The organism is Nonomuraea sp. NPDC001699, assembly GCF_053596455.1.
Genome location: NZ_JBSFGF010000023.1, coordinates 1 through 20684, shown reverse-complemented (window position 1 = coordinate 20684; position 20684 = coordinate 1). Strand labels below are relative to the sequence as shown.

Sequence of the window (20684 nt, the reverse complement as noted above, 5' to 3'; positions counted from 1 at the left end):
GGACGCCGGGTTTCCGGCCGGCCGTACGACGTCCGGCGGTCCCGTTTGTGTCCTTGAATACACCCGGTATTTACCCGCCTGTCCCACCGCTCTGCCTCTCCGTACGGGGACCTGATTCCCCCCGGAGAGGAGACAGCGACATGGCGACCGGTGAGTTCCAGGTGATGAAGGTCCCGGCCGAGCAGTTGAACGGCGTCCTGCACGGCCAGGTTGTCGACCCGGGCGCCCAGCCCACGAACGTCGTGAGATGCGGCGAGGGCTGGACCGTGGACGTGAGCTGGGAGGTCGGCGGCGAGTTGGTCGACTGGCTGGCGGGACGGTGGCACTTGGAGATCATCGCCGACCTGCTGGGAGGTGGTGAGACCCGCCACCCCACGCCTCCTGTGGAGATGACGTTCACCCCTGGATCGGGACGGTACACCGCGTCCGTCCCGATGCGCGGCCAGCTCGGCCCCGGCACCTATGACCTGGTGGTCAACCTCACGACGACGACGGCCGCCGGCTCCGCGGGGGCGCTCGGCGGCTTCGTCGTGATCAGCAAGATATCGGTGAAGGAATGACGGCCGCCGCCCCGGGCGCCTCCCGGGGCGGCCCGGCGCCCTGCAAGCACACCGCAAGTCGCCCGCCCTACGCTCCGGGCTGGCGGTCGAACGGGGCAATGCGCGACCGCCGCCCTGTATCTCACGTCACCGGGTGCGCTCTGACCCGGTGAGGATCGACGGTCCCAGGGGGGACCACTGACGGGAGACCCCATGTCCGAAGTGGAACAAGCGCTTGCGCCAGGCGCTCCGATGACGGCTGACGACGTGCTCCGCATCGCCGCCTGCAAGGACAGGAACCCTGCTCTGGAGGCCATGGTCATCGCCCATGGCTACCACCGCGTCGCCGGGGACCTCGCCCAGCACCTGGGCCAGGACGCGACCAACTGGTACTGCTACGCCAAATGGACGTCCAAGGCGATCGCCGAGAGCCTCGACCTGACCCCCGGCTCGCCCTTCCTGACCGGTTTCGGCGACCGGCTGCACGTGCCCGCGCGCCTGCGCCGCCTGTTCCGCGCCACGTTGCTGACCCTGCTGGGCCCCAGCTACCAGCTCGGGCTGGCGCTGGCCAACCGGGCGATCTTCCTGGAGACCGCGAGCCTGGCGGCCAACCTGTGGAACGGCACGCCCGACTGCTACGTCAAGGTGAGCCCGGAGTCGGAGAACACGCCGATGCCGCCGGAGTTCCTGTCCGGGCTGCTGGAGGAGGCCGACGAGCGCTACCTGCGGGACGCGGCCCTGCTGCTGACCGAGGCGCACGCGTCCACCGACCCGGACGAGCGGGCCGAGCTGATGTTCGGGGCGAGCGTGGCGTTGTCGGCGTACGAGCAGAAGCGCGCGCAGAAGGCTCTGGAGCTGGTGCTGTACCGGCCGGTGCGGTGGCTGACGCGGGTGTCGTGGCGGTCGTTGCGCTCGCTGGTGACCCGGCGGCCCTTCCCCCGCTTCCCGCTGTTCAGCGCCCGGCACGAGGACCAGCCGTGGCTGACGCGGGTGCTGGAGGCCAAGTGGTCCTCGCTGTACACCCGCCACCTGTTCGCCGTGCGCACCCCGCTCAGCGACATCAAGGTCGGCCGGCCGCTCACCCCGCCCCCGGGCGTGGACATGGCGCTCGCCTGGCGGCCGATCCGCAACGAGAAGGTGCGCAAGCTCACCGAGGAGTTCATCCCCGACGACGTCGAGCAGGCCACGGCCGGGGTGGCCGACTGGGTGTCCTACCCCGACCGCATGCGCTTCATCGTCGGGTACTTCCGCACCTATCAGCGGGTGGGCGCGCTGTACGACCCGCCGTTCGGCCCGGAGCTGACCGCGGCCCTGGAGGCGGAGACGGCCCGCGGCACACTGCCGGAGCCGGTGCCCGACGACGCCGGGACGCTCGCGGCCGGCCGGCTGCTCCCCGGGATGCGGCGCAAGGTCTACGCCTTCCCCGAGGAGACCGATCCCGACGCCTACGAGATGGCGCGCTTCGACTTCGAGCCCTTCCTGGAGGCGATCCCTCTTGACCGGTCAGGAAAGTAGGAGTCAGTCCAGGAAGTCCCTGGTGATCTCGCGGTCCTGCAGGAGGCCGCGCAGCTTGGCGAAGCAGCGGGCCCGGGTGGGGCCGATGCTGCCGACCGGGCGGCCCAGCCTGCGGGCGACGTCCACGTAGTGCGGCTCGGAGGTTTCCGTGAGTGCTCGAAACAGCACGCGCTGGGCCGTGGGCAGCTCCTCGACCAGCTCCTCCAGCGTGCCGGCCAGCCAGATCCTGGCCAGTTCCCTGTCGACGTCGTCCGTGCTGCCGAGGGTGTCGAGATCGGGCGTGCAGATCTCCCGGGTGCGCCTGGTCAGCTTCAGGCACTCGCGGAAGGCGATCGTGGCCAGCCAGCCGGGCATGCGCTGGGGGTCCTCGACTCGCTTGAGGTTCTGCCAGGCCAGCAGCCAGGTGGTCTGGAGCACGTCCTGGGCGTCCTCGTGGCCGAGCCTGAAGCGCCGGATCCTGGACCGCAGCATCGGCGTGAACTCCTCGACCAGCCGCTCCCACGCCTGGGCGTCGCCCTCCTGGGCGTCCGACACGAGAGTGGCGGTGTCGCGGCGCTCCAACGTATCCAACTGCATCATCGTCTCCCCGCCGGCCGGGGTCCTTGGGGGTCAACCTCGTTCGGCCGGCCCCCCAACGGTGCTCCCGGCGGTCCTCGCGCACTGTCGCGGACGACACAGTGCGGGTGTGGCGCTCGTCACATTCGGGAGATCGCTTACCACTTACTGCCCGATCGGCGTTCGCGTCCTAAAGTTCTTCCATGAGCGCCAGCAGCGGGGCGGTTCCGCACGACGTCCAGGCGGTGGCCGCCGTGCTGGCGGAGGTTCCGCTGTTCCGCGTGCTCGGAGAGGCCGGGATCACCGGCACCGTGCGCGCCGGGGTGGCGCGCCGATACCGCAACGGGCAGATCATCCTGCATCAGGGCGACCCGGGCGAGTCCCTGTACGTGCTGCTGGACGGCCTGGTGAAGGTCGTCTTCACCACCGAGCACGGCGACGAGATCGTGCTCAACATGCTGGGCCGCGCGGAGACGTTCGGCGAGATGGCGCTGCTGGACGACTCGCCGCGCTCGGCGTCGATCATCGCCGTGCGGCCCTGCTGGATCTTCGCGCTGCCCAGGGCGCGGCTGCTGGAGCTGATGCGGGAGCATCCCGGGCTCGCCGACGAGTTCCTGCGCATGCTCGGGCAGATGGTGCGCCGGCTCACTGGGCAGGCCGCCGACCTGGCCTTCCTCGACCTGGGCGGGCGCCTGGCCAAGCTGCTGCTGCAACTGTCGGTCAGGCGCGGCCAGGCCCAGGGCCCGGTCGTGGACATGCCGGGGCTGACCCAGTCCGACCTCGCCGCGCTCATCGGCGCGTCGCGGCCGGCGGTCAACCGGGCCCTGCAGTCGCTCGCCGCCCGCGGCCTCATCGCCGTCAAGGGGCGGACCATCACGCTGCTGGACGTCGAGGCACTGCGCAAACGCGGGGGCCTCTGACCAGATCTGGAGTACGGGGAACATGAACGAGCACGAGAAGGCCGCCGCCGAGCGCTGGCCCGCGGAACGTTTTCGGCAATTACGACAGCAGGCCGACCCGGACATCGACAAGATCGTGGCCGGTTACCTGGAGACCAGACCCGACGGTGACAACGCCCTGTCCATGCTGCGCGCGGTCGTGGTGGAGCTGGGCCTCGCCAAGCGGGAGGCGCGGGCGCCCTCGGGCGAGACCGGCCCCTCGGCCATCTTCGACGCCATCGACTTCAACAAGGACCTGCCCGAGTGGGGTGAGGACGCCGAGCTGCTGGCCCGCGGCCAGGCCGTCTTCTCCGACTACGGGCTGTACCAGGCGGTCGCGCTGTTCTGCAAGTGCCTGCCCATGGCCTACGTCGAGGTCTCCAGCGCCAAGGTGCTGGCCGGCGTGTCCGACCTGGCCACCCACAGCCTCACCCGCCGCGTCGCCGAGACCGGCCAGATGCTGGTGGACGTCATGGGCCTCAAGGCCACCGACAGCCTGACCCCGGGCCGTCCCGGGCACACGACGGCGATCGGGCTGCGCATCCTGCACTCCTTCGTGCGCGCCCTGGCCGCCGAGCACTTCGGCGACGACTGGGACACCGCCAGGTTCGGCCCGCCGGTCAACCAGGAACTGCTGCTGGCCACCATCTTCGACTTCTCGGTCGTCACGTGGGAGGCTCTGGAGAGCATGGGGGTGCGCCTCAGCGACGACGACAGGGCCGCCCATCTGTACACGTGGAGCGTCTTCGGCCACCTCATGGGCGTCGAGGCGTGCCGCGACCGGCCGCTCACCCTGCACGACGTGCCGCCGGTCAGCGAACGGCTCGGCCGCCTGTACGAGTCGAGCGAAGAGGGCCGCAGGCTGATGGCCGTGCTGCTGGCGGAGATGGAGGAGTTCATGCACCTGGGCTGGCGCAAACTGCCGCGCAGCCTGGTGCACTGGGTCTTCCGCGACGCCCGCTACAACGCCGCCCAGGTCCCGGCGCTGCTCGACGTGCCGCCGCCGGCGTGGTGGTTCAACGCGCTGTTCGCGGCGGCCAGGGCCGGCAACCGGTACGGCCGCCTGATGGGCCCGGTCGACGCGGTGGTGCGCTGGCTGGTGCGCCGGGCGGGCAAGCACATCGTCATCGCCATGATCGACCGCCACTCGGGCGGCCACGCCGCCTTCCAGATCCCGCAGGAGCTGGCCTCCCAGTGGCGGGTCAGGCAGTCGAAGGCGGCGCGCCGGACGCGCGAGCTGCGCCACAGCGTCCGCAAGGGCGTGCGCAGAAGCGTCGGCCAGGCCGCCAGGGCTCCGGTGCGGAGGGAGGGACAACCCGCGTGAGCACCCCGCACGAGCCGGGCACCCTGACCACGGCGACCATCCTGTTCACCGACGTGGTCAGTTCCACCGCCATGCGGATCAGGCTCGGCGAGGAACGCGCCAACGTCGTCTTCCGCCGCCTGTACCAGCTCCTGCACTCGGTGGTCACGGCCAGCGGCTCGACGTTCACCAAGAGCCTGGGCGACGGGCTGATGGCGGTGTTCGGCTCGGCCACGGCGGGGCTCGACGCGATCATCGCCGTCGAGCAGGCCGTCGCGGCCGAGAACGAGCGGGCGCTGGAGAAGATCTCGATCAGGGCCGCGCTGGCCTCGGGCGACGTGTGCTGGGGGGACGACGACGTCAGCGGGCTGCCCACGGTGGAGGCGGCCCGCCTGGTCGCGGTGGCCGAGGGCGGCCAGGTGCTCTGCACCGACCTGGTGCGCCGGCTGGCCCAAGGCCGCAGCCGCCACGAGTTCAAGGACCTCGGCCGGCTGCCGGGCAAGGGCCTGCGCGAGCCGATGCACACCTACGAGCTCCACTGGCAGAACGCCGACAACCAGCACGCCGGCGGCCTGGCGCCCTGGCTGGACAGCGGGCACGTGCTGCCGTTCGTGGGCCGGGACGAGGAGCTGCGGGCGCTGGAGGAGGAGCTGCGGGCGGCCGAGTTCGGCAGCGGGCTGGTGATCCTCCAGGGCGATCCGGGGGTCGGCAAGACGCGGCTGGCCTCGGTCGTGGCGCAGCGGGCGCTCAAGCGGCAGTTCACGGTGCTGGCGGGGCGGTGCACCGACCCGGCGCGGCAGGCGTACGAGCCGATCGCGGGGGCGGTGGAGCGGCTGGCCCGCACGTCGCCGGCGTTGCTGCTGCGGGCCGGGGTCGACCAGCAGTGCGGGCAGCTCGTCCGGCTCGCGCCCTCGCTGGCGGCTCCCCCGCTGTCGCTGGCCGTGCCGCCCGCCACCGAGCCGGTCTCCGAGCGCTACCACCTGATGGCCGCGGCCCGTACGCTCATCGAGCGCCTGGCCACCGTGCGGCCGGTGCTGCTGGTGATCGACGACCTCCAGTGGGCGACGCTGGAGTCGTTGCAGATGCTGCACTCCCTGATGTGGGACGCCGACTCGCTGCCGCTGCTGATCCTGGCCACCTCGCGCCCGGTGCCGGTCGAGTCGGCGATGCCCGAGCTGCACAAGCTGACCGCCGACGGCCGCGTCGTCCAGGTCTCCTCCTTCGGCATGGACGAGGTCAGCCGGGCCCTGTCGGAGGTGCGCAGCGACGGCGACCCCGAGCAGCTCTACCGGATCACCGGCGGGAACGCGTTCCTGGTCACCGAGGTGGCCAGGGAGCTGTCGGCGGGCGCCGACCTCGACGCGCTGACCGTCCCCGACTCGGTCACCCGCATGGTCCGGGCGCGTCTGGCCCAGCTCCACCCCGACGCCCGCGACCTGGTCAGCCTGCTGGCCGTGGCCGAACGCATGGAGTCGGCCGCGCTGCGCCTGGGCCTCGGCCTGGACGAGGCGCGTTTCGTGGCCGCCGTCGAGGAGGCCATGGGCGCCGGCCTGGTGACCATGGCCGACGGCGGCCAGTGCCAGTTCTCCCACGAGCTGACCCGCACCGCCCTGTACGCCACGCTGTCGGCCCCGCGCGCCGGGCTGCTGCACGGCCGCGTCGCCGACGCCCTGTGCCGGGCCGACCCGCAGGCCATGGAGTCGCGCCCGTACGTCGTGGCCACCCATCTGCTGGCCGCCGCCGAGCACGGCCGCGACCCCCGCCGTACGGCCGAGGCCGCCGAGGCGGGCGTGCAGGCGGCCCGCCACGCGCTGGCCGGGCTGGCCCATCGCGAGGCGGTCACCTGGTACCAGCGGGTGCTCGGCCTGCTGGAGGACTTCCCCGGCGCCTCCCCCGAGCGGCGCGCCGAGCTGCTGATGGACTGCGGCCGGGCGATGTGGCTGGCCGGGCACCCGGAGGCCAGGCAGACCCTGCACCAGGCCGCCGAGCTGGCCAGGGAGTGCGGGCGCGACGACCTGATCGTGGTGGCCGCGCTCGGCGGCGACCGCGGCTTCTCCAGCATCTCCGCCGCCCCCGACCAGCGCCGCATCGCGCTGCTGACCGAGGCGCGCAAGCTGGTGGACTCCACCGACCTGAGCACGCGGGCGCTGCTGGCCGCCCAGCTCGCCTCCGAGCTCATCTGGGCGCCCGACGGCGAGCGGCGCTTCGCGCTGAGCGACGAGGCGGTCGCGCTGGCCCGCAAGTCGGGCGACCCGCGCACGCTGGCCAGCGTGCTCGGCATGCGCAGCCTGACGATCATCCCCGCCGACCCGCTGCACCAGCGCCACCGCGACGGCGACGAGATGCTGGAGGCGGCCCGCCGGACGGGCGACGACCTGGCGCTGTTCCACGCCTACGTGCAGCGCACCCCGCCCGTGCTGGACAGCGGCGACACCGTGCGCGCCGCGACGCTGCTCGACCAGGCCGACGAGCTGGCCCGCCGGCTGGCCCAGCCGCAGCTCAACTGGCTGATCGGCTACTCCAGGGCGGGCCTGACGCTCATGCAGGGCGACCTGGCCCAGGCCGAGTCCGAGGCGCTGTCGGCCATGCGGCTCGGCACCGAGATCGGCCGCCGCCTGGAGGCCGTGGCCATCTACTCCGAGCAGATCTCCGAGATCCGCCGCCTCCAGGGGCGGCTGTGGGAGCTGGGCGACCGGCTGCGCCGCGCCGCCCAGGCGCCCCGGGTGGACCCGGTGCACGCCGTGCTGCGCTACCTGTGCGAGATGGGCGACGAGGAGGCCGGGCCGTTGCTCGACCGCATCCTGGCCGACCGCGGCGGCGTGCCGCCGCGCAACATGGCCCACCGGCCCGCCCTGGACAACCTGGCCGTGGCCGCCGCGCACCTGCGCCGTCCGGAGCTGGCCGAGCGGTTGTACGCCTCGCTGGCCGCCGACGGCGAGACGTTCGGCCACGGCACGGTCGCCCACCACTGCGGCCACCACTACCTGGCCCACCTGTGCGTGACGATGGGCGACCCGCGGCGCGCGAGCGAGCACTTCGAGGCCGCCGCCGAGGTGCACGAACGCAGCGGGGTGCCGCTCATGCTGGCCGAGTCGCTGCTCGACTGGGCCGACCTGCTCGACACCTCCGACGCGGGCGGCCCCGCCCCGGCCGCGCTGCGCGAGTGGTGCGCCTCGCTGCTGCCCGGCCGCGGCGCGCTCCTGCTCGACCGCCGGCTGCCCGCGCACCCCGTTTAACCTGCGACGACATCGGGCAGCCCGGCACGGGGGAAGCGCGATGAAGGGGTACGGGGTTCACGGATGGCCGGGAGATTTCCGCCGATCGGTGCGTACGCGTTCCTGTCGGACTGCCACACGGCGGCGCTCGTCGCGCCCGGCGGGGCGGTGGAGTGGATGTGCGCGCCGCGCTTCGACGGCCCGAGCGTGTTCGCGCGGGTCCTCGACCGGGGGCTCGGCGGGGCGTGGGAGTTCGACGTGGCGGGCGCGCGGGTGGACGAATGCGCCTACGTCGAGGAGACGCTGGTGCTGCGCACCCGCTGGGTCGGCCGCGAGTGCGAGGTCGTGGTGCACGACTTCTTCGCCACCGCGCGGCCCGAGGCGGGCGGCGACGGCGTGGTGCCCGTCCGGCTGCTGGTGCGGTGGGCCAGGTGCGAGCGCGGGCGGGCGGTCGTGCGCTCGCGGGTGCTGGCCAGGCCCGACTACGCCACCCGCGAGGGCCGCTGGACGCCGCGCGACGGCGTGCTGGCCGAGGAGTCCGGCATGCTGCTGACCGGCACGCCGGAGCCGGTGGCCGAGACCACGCTCGGCGAGGGCGAGTCGTGGGCGGTCGCGCTCGACTACGCGGGGCAGGGCCACGCGCCCGTCCGGGATCCGGAGCGGCTGCTGGAGGCCACGGTGCGGTCGTGGCGTTCGTGGTCGTCGCGCTCGGCGTACGGCGGGGCGGGGGCGCGGCAGGTGCGGCACAGCGCGGTCGTGCTGCGCGGGCTGCTGTTCGACGAGAGCGGCGGGCTGCTCGCGGCGCCCACGACGTCGCTGCCGGAGTGGCTGGGCGGGCCGCGCAACTGGGACTACCGGTACGTGTGGCACCGCGACGCCGCGCTGATGGTGCTCGCGCTGCTGCGGCTCGGCCATCGTGAGGAGGCGGGCCGCTACCTGACGTTCCTGCTCGGGCAGTGCGCGATCCACGAGGGGGACCTGCCGCCGGTGTTCGGCGTCGACGGCGGGCCGGTCGCCGGCGAGACGGTCCTCGGCCACCTGGAGGGGTACGCGGGCTCGCGTCCGGTGCGGATCGGCAACGACGCCGCCGGGCAGCACCAGCTCGACGGCTACGGCCACATCCTCGACGCGGCCCTGGCCTACCACGGCGTGACCGGCGAGCTGAGCGGCGGCCCGGTGCTGTGGCGGCTGGTGGATCGGGCCCGCGGACGCTGGCGCGAGCCGGACGCCGGCATCTGGGAGGTGCGCGGCGGCGAACGCCACTGGACCTACTCCAAGCTGTACGCCTGGGTCTGCTTCGACCGCGCGGTCCGGCTGGCGGAGGCGTCCGGCGAGCGCGGCCTGCCGCTGGCGGAGTGGCGGGCCGAGCGCGAGGCCGTCCGGGCCGAGCTGCTCGAACGCGGCTTCAACACCCGCGTCGGCGCCTTCACCCAGTCCTACGGCTCCGACCAGGCCGACGGCTCGCTGCTGCGGCTGCCGCTGCTCGGCTTCCTGGACGGCGACGACCCCCGCGTGCTCGGCACCCTCGACCACATCCAGTCGCGCCTGGGCGAGGGCGGGGCCCTGGTGCACCGCTACGACCCCGAGACCACCCGCGACGGGGTGGACGGGCCGGAGGGCGCGTTCCTGATGTGCTCGTTCGAGATGGTGTCGGCGCTGGTGCTGGCCGGGCGCACGGCCGAGGCCCGCGACCGCTTCGAGACGTTGTGCGCGCGGGCCGAGCCGCTCGGCCTGTTCGCCGAGGAGATGACCGGCGACGGGCACATGGCGGGGAACTATCCGCAGGCGTTCACGCATCTGGCGCTGATCGAGGCGGCGCTCAACCTCGACGCCTCCGGCACCGTCGAGGCCCTGCACGACTGGGCCGAACACGGAGGCTGATGATGGCCGCCTCGCGGGCGCCTCGCGGGCGCCTGTTAGTGTGCGGCGGGTGAGCGGTCGAGCGGTACTCGTCACAGGGGCGTCCAGGGGCATCGGGAGGGCGGTCGCCAAGGCGTTCGCCGACCAGGGTGACCGGGTCGCCGTCCACCATCGCGACTCGGCGGAGGCGGCCGGGAGCGTGCTCGGCGAGCTGGCGGGCTCGGGGCACGTCGTCGTCCAGGCCGACCTGGCCGATCCCGAGGGCGTGCGGCGCATGGCCGACGAGGCGGCCGGGGCGCTGGGCGGGATCGACGTCCTGGTCAACAACGCGGGCCTCTACCAGCTCCACCCGATCACCACCACGTCGTACGAGGAGTGGCAGGCCGCCTGGCGCCAGGCGTTCGAGGTGAACCTGCTGGGCGCGGCCAACCTCGCCTGGTGCGCCCTGCGGCACATGCGCGCCGGCGGCCGCATCGTGAACGTCACCTCGCGCGGCGCCTTCCGCGGCAAGCCCGACGCCCCCGGCTACGGCGCCAGCAAGGCGGGCCTGAACGCGATGAGCCAGTCACTGGCGGTGGCGCTGGCCCCGCACGGCATCGCGGTCGCCGCCGTGGCCCCCGGCTTCGTGGCGACGGACATGACCACCGAACACCTCAAGCCGCCCGCGGGGGACGCGATCCGCGCCCAGAGCCCGTTCGGCCGGGTCGGCGAGCCGGACGAGATCGCCGCCGCGGTGCTCTACCTGGCCTCCCCGGCCGCCGAATGGGCCAGCGGCACCGTCCTCGACCTCAACGGCGCCTCCTACCTCCGCTAGGGATCCTGGTCGACGAATTGTCGGAAAACGCCTCTTGTTCCGGTGTCGGTGGGTAGTTTGCCGCACGAAGATTCCCGGGACGAGAGAGGAAGACCGGACTCGATGAAAACGCGCAAGCACATCGCACGGCTCATCGTCGGCGCGGGCACGATGGCGGCCGTGCTGGCCGTGAGCGGCGGGGTGGCCCACGCCGCCGGACCGTACCCGTACGCGGGCGCCGACGACGTCGGCCGCCGTCTGACGGTGTGCGCGGACGACCTGATGGTCCGCGACTTCGTCGGCAACCTCCGCCGCGGCCAGAGCTTCACCGTCAAGGGCTTCGACGGCGCGTACAAGGAATGGGTGTACGGCTTCGCCTACGGCAACGTCAACGCCAACGGCTGGGTCGAGAACGGCTGGTTCTGCGACGCCTGACGCCGCACCGTCCGGCGGGGCCCGTGACCAGGTTCGCCCTGGTCGCGGGCCTTTCTCGTGCTCGGCGTGGTAGCGCGACACTACTTCCGGCGTCGTAGTCGCGGCCGGCAATTGATCCCGCTGGGGTAGCGGCAGATGAGTCCGCAGGTGGGACGCCAGGAGGCTCCGGCCGGACGACGATTAACAGTCATGAGAACCCGAGTCAGGTACCTCCACGGCGCCGCGTTGGTGGCGACCGGGCTGCTGGCGGGCGCGTTCGGATACGGTGCGGCCAACGTGGTGCCCACGTTCGGAGCCGTGCCGCTGGACGTGCGGCTGACCTTCCACACCACGATGATGAAGGTCAACGAGCCGGTCATGCAGAGCGCGATGGCGCTGGCCATCCTGACCACCTTCGGCCTGGCGGTCGCCGCGCGCGACCTGCCGCGCAGGCTGGCCTCGGGCGCCGGTGCGCTGGCGCTGGCCTCGTTGCTGATCACGGTGTTCGGCAACATCCCGCTGCACGCGCGGTTCCGGGAGTGGGCCGCCGGTCAGACGCCGGTCGGCCACGCCGAGATCTTCCAGCGCTGGGAGCTGTTCCACACGCTGCGCACCCTGACCGCGCTGGCCGCCTTCGTGCTGATCGTCGTCGCCGCGGTCGCCGCACGCCCCTCGACCCGTGCCGGGGTCGCCGCGCACCCCTCGACCTCTTAGGAGAACCGTCATGTTCCTGCGTATCGCGCTCGTCGCGCAGACCGTCGCCCTGCTGCTCCAGGCCGTCACCGCCGGGCTGCTGCTGAGCTCGCCGGACGGCCGGGCGGCCCACGGCGCCACGGCCCTGGCCGTCGCGGCCACCGTGCTGCTGTACCTGGTCGCCGCGGTGATGACCCGGCAGCGGGCCGCCATCCTGCCCGCCGTGGGCATGCTGGTGATGACGCTGGCCCAGATGGCGCTTGGCATGGCGCACGTCAAGAGCGTGCACGTGCCGCTCGGCGTGCTCATGTTCGGCGGGAGCCTGGTGCAGACCACGCGGATCTGGGCCGCCGGCCGCCTCCGGACGGCGTCGGCGGCATGACCGGCGTGACCGGCATGACGAGACGTCAGGCGCTGCGGCTGCTCGGCGTGGGCGCGGCGCTGGGCGTCTCGGGGTGCTCGCTGCTGACCCGCACCCCGCTGCCGCAGCTCCTGACGAGCACCGCGCCGCTGCCCGCGCCGTACGCCGTGCCGCTGCCGCTGCCCGCGGTGGCGAAGCCGTCCAGGACCGACGCGGGCGCCGACTACTACGAGCTCGTCCAGCGTCCGGCCGAGGTGGAGATCCTGCCGGGGCTGCGCACCCCGATCTGGGGGTACGACGGGCAGTTCCCCGGGCCCACCATCCGCGCGCGCTCGGGCCGCAGGACCGTCGTGCGCGTCGCCAACAGCCTGCCCGCGCCGACGGTCACCCACCTGCACGGCGGGCACACCCCGCCGGAGTCCGACGGCTTCCCCACCGACCTGGTCCAGCCGGGCGCCCGGCGCGACTACGTCTTCCCGCTGGAGCAGCGCGCGGCCACGCTCTGGTACCACGACCACCGCATGGACCACACCGGGCCGCAGGTCTGGCGCGGCCTGGCCGGCTTCTTCCTCGTGGACGACGACGATCAGGACAAGCTGCCGCTCCCGTCGGGCGAACGGGACGTGCCGCTGCTGATCTGCGACCGGTCCTTCCAGGCCGACGGGACGATGCCCTACCCGGCCAGGCCCGACGGCCCCGGCTCCCGCGAGCCGTTCATGGGCGGCGTGCTGGGCGACGTCATCCTGGTCAACGGCGCGCCCTGGCCGCGGCTCGGCGTGGACCGGGCCCGCTACCGCCTGCGGCTGCTCAACGCCTCCAACGCCCGCACGTACGAGCTGGCCCTGTCACCCGGCGGCACCCTGACCCGGATCGGCAGCGACGGCGGCCTGCTGGCGGCGCCGCGTCCCGCCCGGCAGGTACGGCTGGCGCCCGGCGAACGCGCCGACGTGATCGTGGACTTCGCCGCCTACCGGGTCGGCGACCACGTCGAACTGCGCAACCTCCTGGGCGAGGGCCCACAGGCCCAGGTGATGCGCTTCACCGTCGAGCGCGACGCCCGCGACGACTCGGCGATCCCCGCGACGCTGTCCACCATCGAGCGTCTCGACCCGGCGGCGGCCACGGCGACCCGCGACTTCGAGTTCAGCAGCGGCGACCTGGGCGGCCACACCGGCTGGCTGATCAACGGCAAGCCCTTCGACGTCCGCCGCGTCGATGCCCGGCCCAAGCTCGGCCAGGTCGAGGTCTGGCGGCTGACCAGCGACGTCGCCCATCCCGTCCACCTGCATCTGGCGCCCTTCCAGGTGCTCTCGGTCGGCGGCGAACGGCCGGAGGGCCCACCGGAGTGGAAGGACACCGTCGAACTGCGGGAGGCGCAGACCGTCGAGATCATCACCCGTTTCACCGGCTACCGCGGCCGGTACGTCATGCACTGCCACAATCTCGAACACGAGGACATGGCCATGATGAGCACCTTCGAGGTGGTCTGATGCCCGACTTCCACGCTTTTCTGACGCGGCTGCCGCACGAGCTGGCCTTCAGCGAGGAGGACCCGGCCGCGATCGTGGACCGCTACTACACCCCCGACCTCGAATACCGCAACGACGGCGTCGTCCTGGACCGCCGGCGGCTGATCGACCACGCCGGTCCGGCCCGCAGGAACGCGCGCGAGCTGGACGTCCAGGTCCACGAGACGCTGCTCGACGGCGACCGGGCCGCCGCCCGCTTCACCATGACCGTCCTGACCAGGAAGGACAGGACGCTGCGGATCGAGGCCCACGTGTTCGCCCGGCTCGCCCCCGACGGGCGGGTCCGCCGCGTCGACTCGATCACCCGGACGGTCTCCTGACGCCGCGCCCGGTCGTTCTAACGGGGGTTGCCGGCGCGCCAGGCGACGTAGTCGGCGACCGCCTTGACCAGGTCGAAGGCCGGTTCGAAGCCGGTGTCGCGGGTGAGCCGGGCGATGTCGAGGAACGGATTGTCGCCGGGGCCGCCGGATCTTCCCGGCAGGAGGTCGAGCGGCGGGCCGGGGACGATCGCCCGTACGGCTTCGGCGAGGTCGCGGTTGGTGATGGGCCTGCCGCTGGAGACGTTGTAGGTGGTGTGCGGCAGCGCCCGCGCGGTCGTCAGCAGGGCGATCGCGCGCCCGGCGTCGGGCGCGTAACAGCTGTCGCCGCCGTCGCCGGCGTGCGGCGGCGGCGGTGACTCGCCGCGGAGCACGGCGCTGATGTACGGCGGGATGTGGTTGAACGGCGACTCCGGGTCCATCAGCGGCCCCCAGATGCTGCCGATCCTGAGCACGACCGGCTGCACCCCGCTCCCCCGCAGGCCCTGCGTGGTCAGGGGCTCGACCGCCTTCTTGAAGGCGACGATCGGGTGCGGCAGGTCCACGGCGGGCAGCGCGAGCTCCTCGTGCCACCGGCTTTCCGGGCGTCCGGCGTAGACGCCGAGGCTGCCCGCGACGGCGAACCGGCGCACCCTCCGGACGCGGGCCACCTCCAGCGCGTTGAGCAGGCCGGTCGTGTCGATGCGGAAGAAGTCCAGCGGGTCCTCGCCGGGGATGCCGCCGGCCAGGTGGACGATGTCGCCGACGTCGTGGCGGGCGGCCAGGGCCAGGAAGGCGTCGCGGTCGGTGACGTCGAGCGGTTCCACGGTGACCCGGCCGGCGAGGAAGGAGGGGACCTCGGTCCGGCGGTGCGTGGTGACGACGACCCGGTGTCCGAGGTCGGCGAGCGCGCGGGCGGTGTGCGCGCCGATCATGCCCAGCCCTCCGGTGACGAGGATCATCGGGTCACCTCGTAGCGCAGGTGGGTCACGCCCGGCGCGGGGACGACCTCGGCCAGGCGCAGGCGTACGTGCCCGGGAAGCTCCTGGAAGAACGGCCGGCCGCCGCCGAGCAGGACGGGCACCTGGTGCAGGACCACCTCGTCGACGAGGCCCGCCTTCAGCGCCTCGGTGACCATCCCCCCTCCCATGAGGCCGACGTCCTTGCCGCCGGCGGCCTCGCGGGCGGCGGCGATCGCGTCCTGGATGCCGGTGCTGACCAGGGTCTGGCGGTCGGTGATCTCCGGCGCCGGGCGGTGGCTGAGGACGACCAGCCGCGCGCCCGGATGGGGGCCGCCGCCGCCGAAGTGGTCGGAGTCGTCGTAGGTGTGGCGACCGGCGACGACCGCGCCGACGCGGGCGGCCAGGGTGTCGAAGAACCGGGCGCTGGGCCCGCTCAGTTTGAACCCGTCGAAGACCTGGCTGGGGGTGTCGCCGTCGAAGTACCAGTCGAACAGCGTGCTCCCGTCGCCGAGGCCGCGTCCGGCGCCGGGGTCGCGGCCGGTGATGTAGCCGTCGACCGACACGGCGTGGGCGCTGATGACCTTGCTCATCTCTGTGATCCTTTCCGGGGTTCCCTGAGGAGACTTCACGACCGTATCACTCGGAGTTCCCTCAGGGAACTGTGAAAGTGCAGGGAAGCCGTCGTCGCCGGAAAGTCTCGTCGCGCCGCCGCGCGACCGGCAGATGCAGAAGTGGACGATCGGCGATGACGAACGTCATCGCCGATCGCCCCCTGGCCGTCGGCCGGAGAACGGCCCGCGCCCGCCAGACCGTCGTCGCGATCCAGCCGACGGTCTCGACGGCGTGGTAGCCGCCGCTCTTGACGGTGCCGGTCACCAGGACCTCGTGAAGCGGATCTTGAAGCCCTGGTGGGCACGACTGCCGTCACGATGACGGCACCGGCGGTGGGCGGTCACTCCCCCGCCAGTACGTCCGCCCCGAATTTCGTGAAATAGGCGGCGGTCTCGGCGTCGGCCGGGTAGTACGACTCGATCGAGATCTCGTCCAGGGTGATGTCCATCGGGGTGCCGAACGTGGTGGTGGTCGAGAAGAGCCGCAGTTCGACGTCGCCGAACCGGAAGATCATCGCAACGGTGACCTCGGACCCGATCGACCGGCCCGGCTCCTCGAAGCCCCGCGCGGGCTGTTCCTCGGGACCCGGCGCGAGCAGTTCCTCGTAGATCGCGTGGAGTCCGGCGTCGGGCGCGACGGCGAGCTGGCGCGAGATCCGGGCCCGGAGCACCGCGCGCACCTCGGGCAGGTTGACGATCCGGGGAGCGAGCCCGCGGCCCTCCAGCCCGAGCCGCAGGATGTTGATCGGCGGACGCAGCAGGTCGGGCGCGACGTCCACGAGGAACGCGTCGATGGCGCGGTTGGCCATCACGATGTTCCACCGGCGGTCGAGGACCACCGCCGGGTACGGCTCGTGGGCGCGCAGCACCCGAGCGATCGCGTCCCCGGCCGTCGCCAGCGCGTCCCCGGTGAGCGGACGTTCGGCGTACCGGGGGGCGAAACCGGCGGCCAGCAGCAGCCGGTTGCGTTCGCGCAGCGGAATGTCGAGCTGGTCGGCGAGTCGCAGGATCATGTCGGCGCTCGGGTTGGACTTGCCGGTCTCCACCAGGCTCACGTGACGGGCCGAGACGTCGGCGGCGATCGCGAGATCGAGCTGGCTGAGCCTGCGGCGGTGCCGCCAGTGCCGCAACATTTCCCCGACAGTGCGCATGGCCGTCGAGATTACTCGCCGCCCGCCATGAAATCCCTTTTCATCGACATCCTCCGCAGGGCTGGAAACACTGTTTCCATGACGACCGACAACAAGGCCATCGTTCAGCGCGCGCTCACGCAACTGATCGGAACGGGCGACGTCGACGCGCTCGCGCCGCTGCTCCACGACGACTTCCTCCATCACCGGCCCGATGCGGAGAACTCGACCAAGGCGGAATGGCTGGACGCCGTGCGTTCCGCGCTCACCCCGCTGGCCGGCATGCGCGTGGAGATCGACCACGTGCTGGCCGACGGCGACCACGTCGTGATGCACTCGCGCCGGTGGGCGCCCGGCGGCGGGCCGGAGATCGTGGTCGTCGACATCTGGCGCCTGGACGGCGGCCTCATCGCCGAGGCGTGGGAGATCATCGAACCGGTCTCCCAGGCCGCCGCCAACCTGACATGGTGGGCCCCGACCACCCCCTGAGCGCGCACGTCGCGTCCTCTCACCGGGGCACGGCGGCGTCAACCACTGGGCGGGAGCATGTCCTGGCGCCCTTGTGCGGCAGGGGAGCGAATCGTCATGCCGCCGTCGACGACGAGGAGCTGGCCCGTCATGTACCGCGATTCGTCGGAGGCGAGGAAGACCATGGTGTGGCCGATGTCCTCCGGGTCGCCCAGATAGGGCAGGGCGTTCACCCGCTTGAGGCTCTCGACGACCTCCTCAGGGAGATTGCCCAGCAGGGCGGGGGTGACCACCGCGCCCGGCGCCACGGCGTTGCAGCGGACGCGCTGCGGGCCGTACTGCACGGCGATCGACTTCGTGATGTTGATGACGGCGGCCTTCACCGCGCCGTAGGCGATCTGGAGGACGTCTCCCACCAGACCGGCCACCGAGGCGGTGTTGACGACCGAGCCGCCGCCACCTTTGATCAGGTGCGGAAGTGCGTGCCGGGTGCCCAGGAGCGTGCTTCGTATGTTGAGGTCGACGGCGCGGTCGAACTCGGCCATGTCCAGCCGCATCAGGTCCAGGTCCACGCGCGGGTTCGTGCCGCCGACATGGTTGCAGAGCACGTCCAGGCGGCCGAACTCGCGCACGGCGGCATTCACCATGTCGGCCACGGAGCCCTCGTCCGTGACGTCGACCGTCAGTGCCAGCGAGCGGCCGCCGGAGTCCTCGATCCCCCGGGCCGTCTCCTCGACGCCGCTCCGATCACGGTCGGCCACGGCGACCAGCGCGCCCTGCGCGCTCATCAGCCGCGCGGCCGCGCGGCCGATGCCGCTGCCGGCCCCGGTGATCAGTGCGACCTTGCCCTTCAGACGGTCCATCGAACAGCCCCCCACTCTTCCCGGCGGCTTGTCATCGGCGAGAACAAGCACAGGTGACCAGTACTACAGCCAGGCTTCGTGATGTCCCGGGCGACGCGGCCGGAGTGACCCGGCCCTTTGGCTCGGCTCCGATGGCCGCCCCTGCGCCTCGACGCCTCTGCGGCAGTCCGGGCGGGCGTCGTCCTAAGATAGTTCATTGACCGAAGTAATGGCCGGGAGTGTGGGGATCATGGCGGAGATACGGATCGAATGGCCGGATCCGGAGGGCCAGGAGATCGTGGAGCGGCTGTTCGCCGCGAACGCGGCTCTGCGGGCCCACTTCGAGCAGGTCGCCGCCGCCGTCAGGCTCACTGTGCCCCAGGCTCACACGGTGATCCAGTTGCAGGAGCCCCAACGCATGGGGACGGTGGCCGGTCACCTGCATTGTGAGCCCTCGCACGTCACCGCGATCGCCGACTCCCTCGAAGCCGGCGGCTTCCTGCGCAGAGAGCCGGATCCGGACGACCGCAGGGCCAAGCGCCTCTTCCTCACGGAGGCCGGGCAGGAACTCAGAGGGCGCCTCCTGAAGCATCTGTTCGAGGAGGCGCCGATCATCTCGGCGCTCGACGCCGACCAGCGAGCCGGTCTGCTCGCGATGCTTCGTACGGCCCAATCGAACGACGGGCGCCAGGCGTGGCGCCGGTTCCCGGCCGAGACCGACAACGACTCCTACCCTCCGGTTCCGTAGCAGGACCGTGGCGGCCGGGGCCACTCTGCCGCCCCCTCTGATCTCCTCACATCTCGGCGGATCGCCGTTTTGCGTCCCGAAAAAATTTCAGCTACAACATAGTTCAGTAACTGAAGTAAATCGTGAGGGGTTCACCATGTTCATCGCCACCGCGGTCCTGTCCGTGCTGCTGGCGCTCGCCTTCGCCGGTGTGTCCTTCCCCAAGCTCTCCGGCAAGGACGCCATGGCAGCCCAGCTCCACGGCCTCGGGGTGTCGGCCGGGTTCATGCGCGTCATCGGCGTGCTCGAAGCGCTCGGAGCCGCCGGTCTGATCGTCGGGCTGTGGGTCGGAGTTCTCGGGATCGCCGCGGCGATCGGCCTGGCGCTCCTGATGGCGGGCGCCGTCGCCACCCACGTCAAGGCCCGCGACACCGCCAGGAACACCGTCGGATCGCTGGTTCTGCTGGTGCTCAGCGCGGTCACGGCCGCTCTCGCCCTGGCGGCCCTCTGAGCACGTCGTCTATGCGGAGGGCGCTGCGGCTTCCGTCCGGAAGAAGCGGGCGGTGTCGTCGTCGGCGGGGAAGTACGCCTCCACGGCGATCTCTTCGAGCGTGACGTCGAAGGCGGCGCCGAACGTCGTGATGGTGTTGAGGAAACACAGCTCCGCTCCGTGATGGCGGATGCGGATGGGCAGCGCGATGTCGGCGGGATCGGGTGGCGGCGGATCGCCCGCGGGGCCGTAGGACAGCAGTTCCTCATAGAGCGCGCTCAGCTCGGGATCACCGCTCTGCGCCACCTGACGGGCGAGCCGGGACAGGAGGTAGGCGCGGACCTGTCCGAGGTTGCGCAGCCGCGGCGCGAACCCGCCCGGATGCAGGCCGAGCCGCATCATGTTGACCGGCGGACGCAGCAACGACGCGTCGACGCCCTCCAGGAAGACGTCGATCGCCGTGTTGGCGAACAGCAGGTTCCAGCGGTTGTCCACGGCCAGCGCCGGATACGGTTCGTGCCCCCGCAGGATCTGCTCCAGGGCGTTCCGCGCCGAGGCCAGGTGCGGGTCGGCCAGCGGCCGTTCGCGGACGACGGGCGCGTGCCCGGCCGCGACCAGCAGACGGTTGCGTTGCCGCAGCGGGATGCCCAGCTGCTCGGCCAGGCGCAGCACCATCGCGCTGCTGGGAATGGTCCGTCCCGTCTCCACGAAGCTGACGTGCCTGGCGGACACGTCCGCCTGAATCGCCAGGTCGAGCTGGCTGAGACCTCTGCGATGCCGCCACTCGCGCAGCAGCTCGCCGATCGGCCGATCCTGGGTCATACGGCGATTATCCCCGCCTCTCGTCGATCATCGCGATTACATGGCATGTAATCGACAGGGCCGAGCGGCTGCTGCGACGGTGGCCCACATGAACGACAGCAGCAAGGCCGCGCACAACAAGCACCTGGTCCTCGACGGCTTCACCCGGTTCGCGGCGGGGAACATCGACGTGCTCCGCACCCTCCTGCACGAGGACTTCGTCGAGCACAGCCCGGGCAACCCCTCCGGGCGGGAGGCGTTCATCGAGTTCATCGCCGAGGCGCCCGTGGCCCGCGCCCGGCTCGACCTCAAGCGGGTCATCGCCGACGACGATCACGTGGTCATGCACTACCTCATGGTCACGGACGACGACCCGCGCGGCGTCGCCGTCATCGACGTCTGGCGGCTGGCCGACGGGCAGATCGTCGAGCACTGGGACGTGGTCCAGCCGGTGCCGGAGGCGGCACAGGTTCCCCACGGGATGTTCTGAGGCGACGGCATGAAGCAGACATCCATCTCGATCGCGATCGGCGTCCCGGCGCCGGAGGTCCCATGAAACTCGCGCCCCACCTGCACCGCCTCGGCAACGACATCGTGGCCTGCTACCTCGTCGACACCGCCGAGGGCATCACGCTCATCGAC

Annotated in this window: 23 protein-coding genes; 16 read left to right on the top strand and 7 right to left on the bottom strand. The window is 72.1% G+C overall.

Features of this window, described 5'->3' with window-relative positions:
- Positions 1-140: 140 nt before the first annotated feature.
- Both ACWCSU_RS41945 and ACWCSU_RS41940 read left to right on the top strand, forming a co-directional pair.
- A complete protein-coding gene (locus ACWCSU_RS41945) occupies positions 141-560 on the top strand; it encodes a hypothetical protein (protein ID WP_357703215.1) in 420 nt (139 codons plus the stop codon).
- A 231-nt stretch (positions 561-791) separates the two neighbouring features.
- On the top strand, positions 792-2054 hold the full coding sequence (locus ACWCSU_RS41940) for a hypothetical protein (RefSeq protein WP_364097471.1): 1263 nt from the start codon (positions 792-794) through the stop codon (positions 2052-2054).
- A gap of 3 nt (positions 2055-2057) precedes the next feature.
- Here the strand turns inward: ACWCSU_RS41940 and ACWCSU_RS41935 are convergent, their stop codons facing one another.
- Entirely contained in the window at positions 2058-2633 is a 576-nt protein-coding gene (locus tag ACWCSU_RS41935; RefSeq protein ID WP_357703212.1) for an RNA polymerase sigma factor, read from the bottom strand.
- 179 nt (positions 2634-2812) lie between these two features.
- Here ACWCSU_RS41935 and ACWCSU_RS41930 point away from each other — a divergent pair, with 179 nt between their 5' ends.
- The 10 genes from ACWCSU_RS41930 to ACWCSU_RS41885 all read left to right on the top strand — a co-directional run bounded on the left by ACWCSU_RS41930 (position 2813) and on the right by ACWCSU_RS41885 (position 14035).
- Positions 2813-3529, top strand: a complete 717-nt coding sequence (locus ACWCSU_RS41930) for a Crp/Fnr family transcriptional regulator (RefSeq protein ID WP_357703210.1) — start codon at positions 2813-2815, stop codon at positions 3527-3529.
- A 22-nt stretch (positions 3530-3551) separates the two neighbouring features.
- Positions 3552-4871 carry an oxygenase MpaB family protein gene (locus ACWCSU_RS41925; protein WP_357703208.1) on the top strand — a complete coding sequence of 440 codons (1320 nt, stop codon included), beginning with the start codon at positions 3552-3554 and terminating at the stop codon, positions 4869-4871.
- A complete protein-coding gene (locus ACWCSU_RS41920; RefSeq protein ID WP_357703206.1) occupies positions 4868-8086 on the top strand; it encodes an ATP-binding protein in 3219 nt (1072 codons plus the stop codon). The genes ACWCSU_RS41925 and ACWCSU_RS41920 overlap by 4 nt, the downstream gene beginning before the upstream one ends.
- Before the next feature lie 63 nt (positions 8087-8149).
- Complete coding sequence (locus ACWCSU_RS41915; protein WP_449942189.1) at positions 8150-9946, top strand: glycoside hydrolase family 15 protein; 1797 nt, start codon at positions 8150-8152, stop codon at positions 9944-9946.
- Positions 9947-9995: 49 nt separating this feature from the next.
- Positions 9996-10739, top strand: coding sequence for an SDR family NAD(P)-dependent oxidoreductase (locus ACWCSU_RS41910; protein ID WP_449942188.1), 744 nt, complete (start codon positions 9996-9998; stop codon positions 10737-10739).
- A gap of 102 nt (positions 10740-10841) precedes the next feature.
- Positions 10842-11153: a hypothetical protein gene (locus tag ACWCSU_RS41905; RefSeq protein WP_357703200.1), complete on the top strand. Its 312-nt coding sequence runs from the start codon at positions 10842-10844 to the stop codon at positions 11151-11153.
- 189 nt (positions 11154-11342) lie between these two features.
- Positions 11343-11846 (top strand): anthrone oxygenase family protein, encoded by a 504-nt coding sequence (locus tag ACWCSU_RS41900; RefSeq protein WP_449942187.1) that lies wholly within the window; start codon positions 11343-11345, stop codon positions 11844-11846.
- 10 nt (positions 11847-11856) lie between these two features.
- Positions 11857-12207, top strand: a complete 351-nt coding sequence (locus ACWCSU_RS41895; RefSeq protein ID WP_357703196.1) for a hypothetical protein — start codon at positions 11857-11859, stop codon at positions 12205-12207.
- The gene (locus tag ACWCSU_RS41890) at positions 12204-13676 is read left to right on the top strand and encodes a multicopper oxidase family protein (protein WP_449942186.1); all 1473 of its coding nucleotides are present in this window, start codon (positions 12204-12206) and stop codon (positions 13674-13676) included. Before ACWCSU_RS41895 ends, ACWCSU_RS41890 begins: the two co-directional genes overlap by 4 nt.
- Positions 13676-14035 (top strand): nuclear transport factor 2 family protein, encoded by a 360-nt coding sequence (locus ACWCSU_RS41885; protein ID WP_364097496.1) that lies wholly within the window; start codon positions 13676-13678, stop codon positions 14033-14035. Before ACWCSU_RS41890 ends, ACWCSU_RS41885 begins: the two co-directional genes overlap by 1 nt.
- Positions 14036-14052: 17 nt before the next feature.
- On the opposite strand, the gene ACWCSU_RS41880 is transcribed toward ACWCSU_RS41885, so the two are convergent.
- From ACWCSU_RS41880 to ACWCSU_RS41865, 4 genes are all read right to left on the bottom strand, one after another.
- On the bottom strand, positions 14053-14973 hold the full coding sequence (locus ACWCSU_RS41880; RefSeq protein WP_449942185.1) for an NAD-dependent epimerase/dehydratase family protein: 921 nt from the start codon (positions 14971-14973) through the stop codon (positions 14053-14055).
- Positions 14970-15563, bottom strand: coding sequence for a dihydrofolate reductase family protein (locus ACWCSU_RS41875; RefSeq protein ID WP_449942184.1), 594 nt, complete (start codon positions 15561-15563; stop codon positions 14970-14972). Before ACWCSU_RS41875 ends, ACWCSU_RS41880 begins: the two co-directional genes overlap by 4 nt.
- Positions 15564-15624: 61 nt before the next feature.
- On the bottom strand, positions 15625-15849 hold the full coding sequence (locus ACWCSU_RS41870) for a hypothetical protein (protein ID WP_449942183.1): 225 nt from the start codon (positions 15847-15849) through the stop codon (positions 15625-15627).
- A gap of 76 nt (positions 15850-15925) precedes the next feature.
- Entirely contained in the window at positions 15926-16735 is an 810-nt protein-coding gene (locus tag ACWCSU_RS41865; RefSeq protein ID WP_449942182.1) for a helix-turn-helix domain-containing protein, read from the bottom strand.
- A gap of 78 nt (positions 16736-16813) precedes the next feature.
- On the opposite strand from ACWCSU_RS41865, the gene ACWCSU_RS41860 reads away from it, so the two are divergent.
- The gene (locus ACWCSU_RS41860; RefSeq protein WP_357703184.1) at positions 16814-17203 is read left to right on the top strand and encodes a nuclear transport factor 2 family protein; all 390 of its coding nucleotides are present in this window, start codon (positions 16814-16816) and stop codon (positions 17201-17203) included.
- 38 nt (positions 17204-17241) lie between these two features.
- On the opposite strand, the gene ACWCSU_RS41855 is transcribed toward ACWCSU_RS41860, so the two are convergent.
- The gene (locus tag ACWCSU_RS41855; RefSeq protein ID WP_449942181.1) at positions 17242-18045 is read right to left on the bottom strand and encodes an SDR family NAD(P)-dependent oxidoreductase; all 804 of its coding nucleotides are present in this window, start codon (positions 18043-18045) and stop codon (positions 17242-17244) included.
- Between the two features lie 229 nt (positions 18046-18274).
- On the opposite strand from ACWCSU_RS41855, the gene ACWCSU_RS41850 reads away from it, so the two are divergent.
- Together ACWCSU_RS41850 and ACWCSU_RS41845 are read left to right on the top strand one after the other, a co-directional pair.
- Complete coding sequence (locus ACWCSU_RS41850; RefSeq protein ID WP_449942180.1) at positions 18275-18772, top strand: MarR family winged helix-turn-helix transcriptional regulator; 498 nt, start codon at positions 18275-18277, stop codon at positions 18770-18772.
- A 136-nt stretch (positions 18773-18908) separates the two neighbouring features.
- Complete coding sequence (locus tag ACWCSU_RS41845) at positions 18909-19262, top strand: DoxX family protein (RefSeq protein ID WP_449942179.1); 354 nt, start codon at positions 18909-18911, stop codon at positions 19260-19262.
- Between the two features lie 9 nt (positions 19263-19271).
- On the opposite strand, the gene ACWCSU_RS41840 is transcribed toward ACWCSU_RS41845, so the two are convergent.
- Entirely contained in the window at positions 19272-20063 is a 792-nt protein-coding gene (locus ACWCSU_RS41840; protein ID WP_449942178.1) for a helix-turn-helix domain-containing protein, read from the bottom strand.
- A gap of 88 nt (positions 20064-20151) precedes the next feature.
- On the opposite strand from ACWCSU_RS41840, the gene ACWCSU_RS41835 reads away from it, so the two are divergent.
- The gene (locus ACWCSU_RS41835) at positions 20152-20532 is read left to right on the top strand and encodes a nuclear transport factor 2 family protein (RefSeq protein WP_449942177.1); all 381 of its coding nucleotides are present in this window, start codon (positions 20152-20154) and stop codon (positions 20530-20532) included.
- Positions 20533-20684: the final 152 nt, after the last annotated feature.

Coding starts and splice junctions, on each gene's coding strand:
- ACWCSU_RS41845 (WP_449942179.1), top strand. CDS start 18,909: ATGTTCATCGCCACCGCGGTCCTGTCCGTGCTGCTGGCGCTCGCCTTC.
- ACWCSU_RS41890 (WP_449942186.1), top strand. CDS start 12,204: ATGACCGGCGTGACCGGCATGACGAGACGTCAGGCGCTGCGGCTGCTC.
- ACWCSU_RS41865 (WP_449942182.1), bottom strand. CDS start 16,735: ATGCGCACTGTCGGGGAAATGTTGCGGCACTGGCGGCACCGCCGCAGG.
- ACWCSU_RS41925 (WP_357703208.1), top strand. CDS start 3,552: ATGAACGAGCACGAGAAGGCCGCCGCCGAGCGCTGGCCCGCGGAACGT.
- ACWCSU_RS41885 (WP_364097496.1), top strand. CDS start 13,676: ATGCCCGACTTCCACGCTTTTCTGACGCGGCTGCCGCACGAGCTGGCC.
- ACWCSU_RS41835 (WP_449942177.1), top strand. CDS start 20,152: ATGAACGACAGCAGCAAGGCCGCGCACAACAAGCACCTGGTCCTCGAC.
- ACWCSU_RS41935 (WP_357703212.1), bottom strand. CDS start 2,633: ATGATGCAGTTGGATACGTTGGAGCGCCGCGACACCGCCACTCTCGTG.
- ACWCSU_RS41905 (WP_357703200.1), top strand. CDS start 10,842: ATGAAAACGCGCAAGCACATCGCACGGCTCATCGTCGGCGCGGGCACG.
- ACWCSU_RS41855 (WP_449942181.1), bottom strand. CDS start 18,045: ATGGACCGTCTGAAGGGCAAGGTCGCACTGATCACCGGGGCCGGCAGC.
- ACWCSU_RS41860 (WP_357703184.1), top strand. CDS start 16,814: ATGACGACCGACAACAAGGCCATCGTTCAGCGCGCGCTCACGCAACTG.
- ACWCSU_RS41930 (WP_357703210.1), top strand. CDS start 2,813: ATGAGCGCCAGCAGCGGGGCGGTTCCGCACGACGTCCAGGCGGTGGCC.
- ACWCSU_RS41915 (WP_449942189.1), top strand. CDS start 8,150: ATGGCCGGGAGATTTCCGCCGATCGGTGCGTACGCGTTCCTGTCGGAC.
- ACWCSU_RS41945 (WP_357703215.1), top strand. CDS start 141: ATGGCGACCGGTGAGTTCCAGGTGATGAAGGTCCCGGCCGAGCAGTTG.
- ACWCSU_RS41880 (WP_449942185.1), bottom strand. CDS start 14,973: ATGATCCTCGTCACCGGAGGGCTGGGCATGATCGGCGCGCACACCGCC.
- ACWCSU_RS41840 (WP_449942178.1), bottom strand. CDS start 20,063: ATGACCCAGGATCGGCCGATCGGCGAGCTGCTGCGCGAGTGGCGGCAT.
- ACWCSU_RS41875 (WP_449942184.1), bottom strand. CDS start 15,563: ATGAGCAAGGTCATCAGCGCCCACGCCGTGTCGGTCGACGGCTACATC.
- ACWCSU_RS41940 (WP_364097471.1), top strand. CDS start 792: ATGACGGCTGACGACGTGCTCCGCATCGCCGCCTGCAAGGACAGGAAC.
- ACWCSU_RS41850 (WP_449942180.1), top strand. CDS start 18,275: ATGGCGGAGATACGGATCGAATGGCCGGATCCGGAGGGCCAGGAGATC.
- ACWCSU_RS41895 (WP_357703196.1), top strand. CDS start 11,857: ATGTTCCTGCGTATCGCGCTCGTCGCGCAGACCGTCGCCCTGCTGCTC.
- ACWCSU_RS41900 (WP_449942187.1), top strand. CDS start 11,343: ATGAGAACCCGAGTCAGGTACCTCCACGGCGCCGCGTTGGTGGCGACC.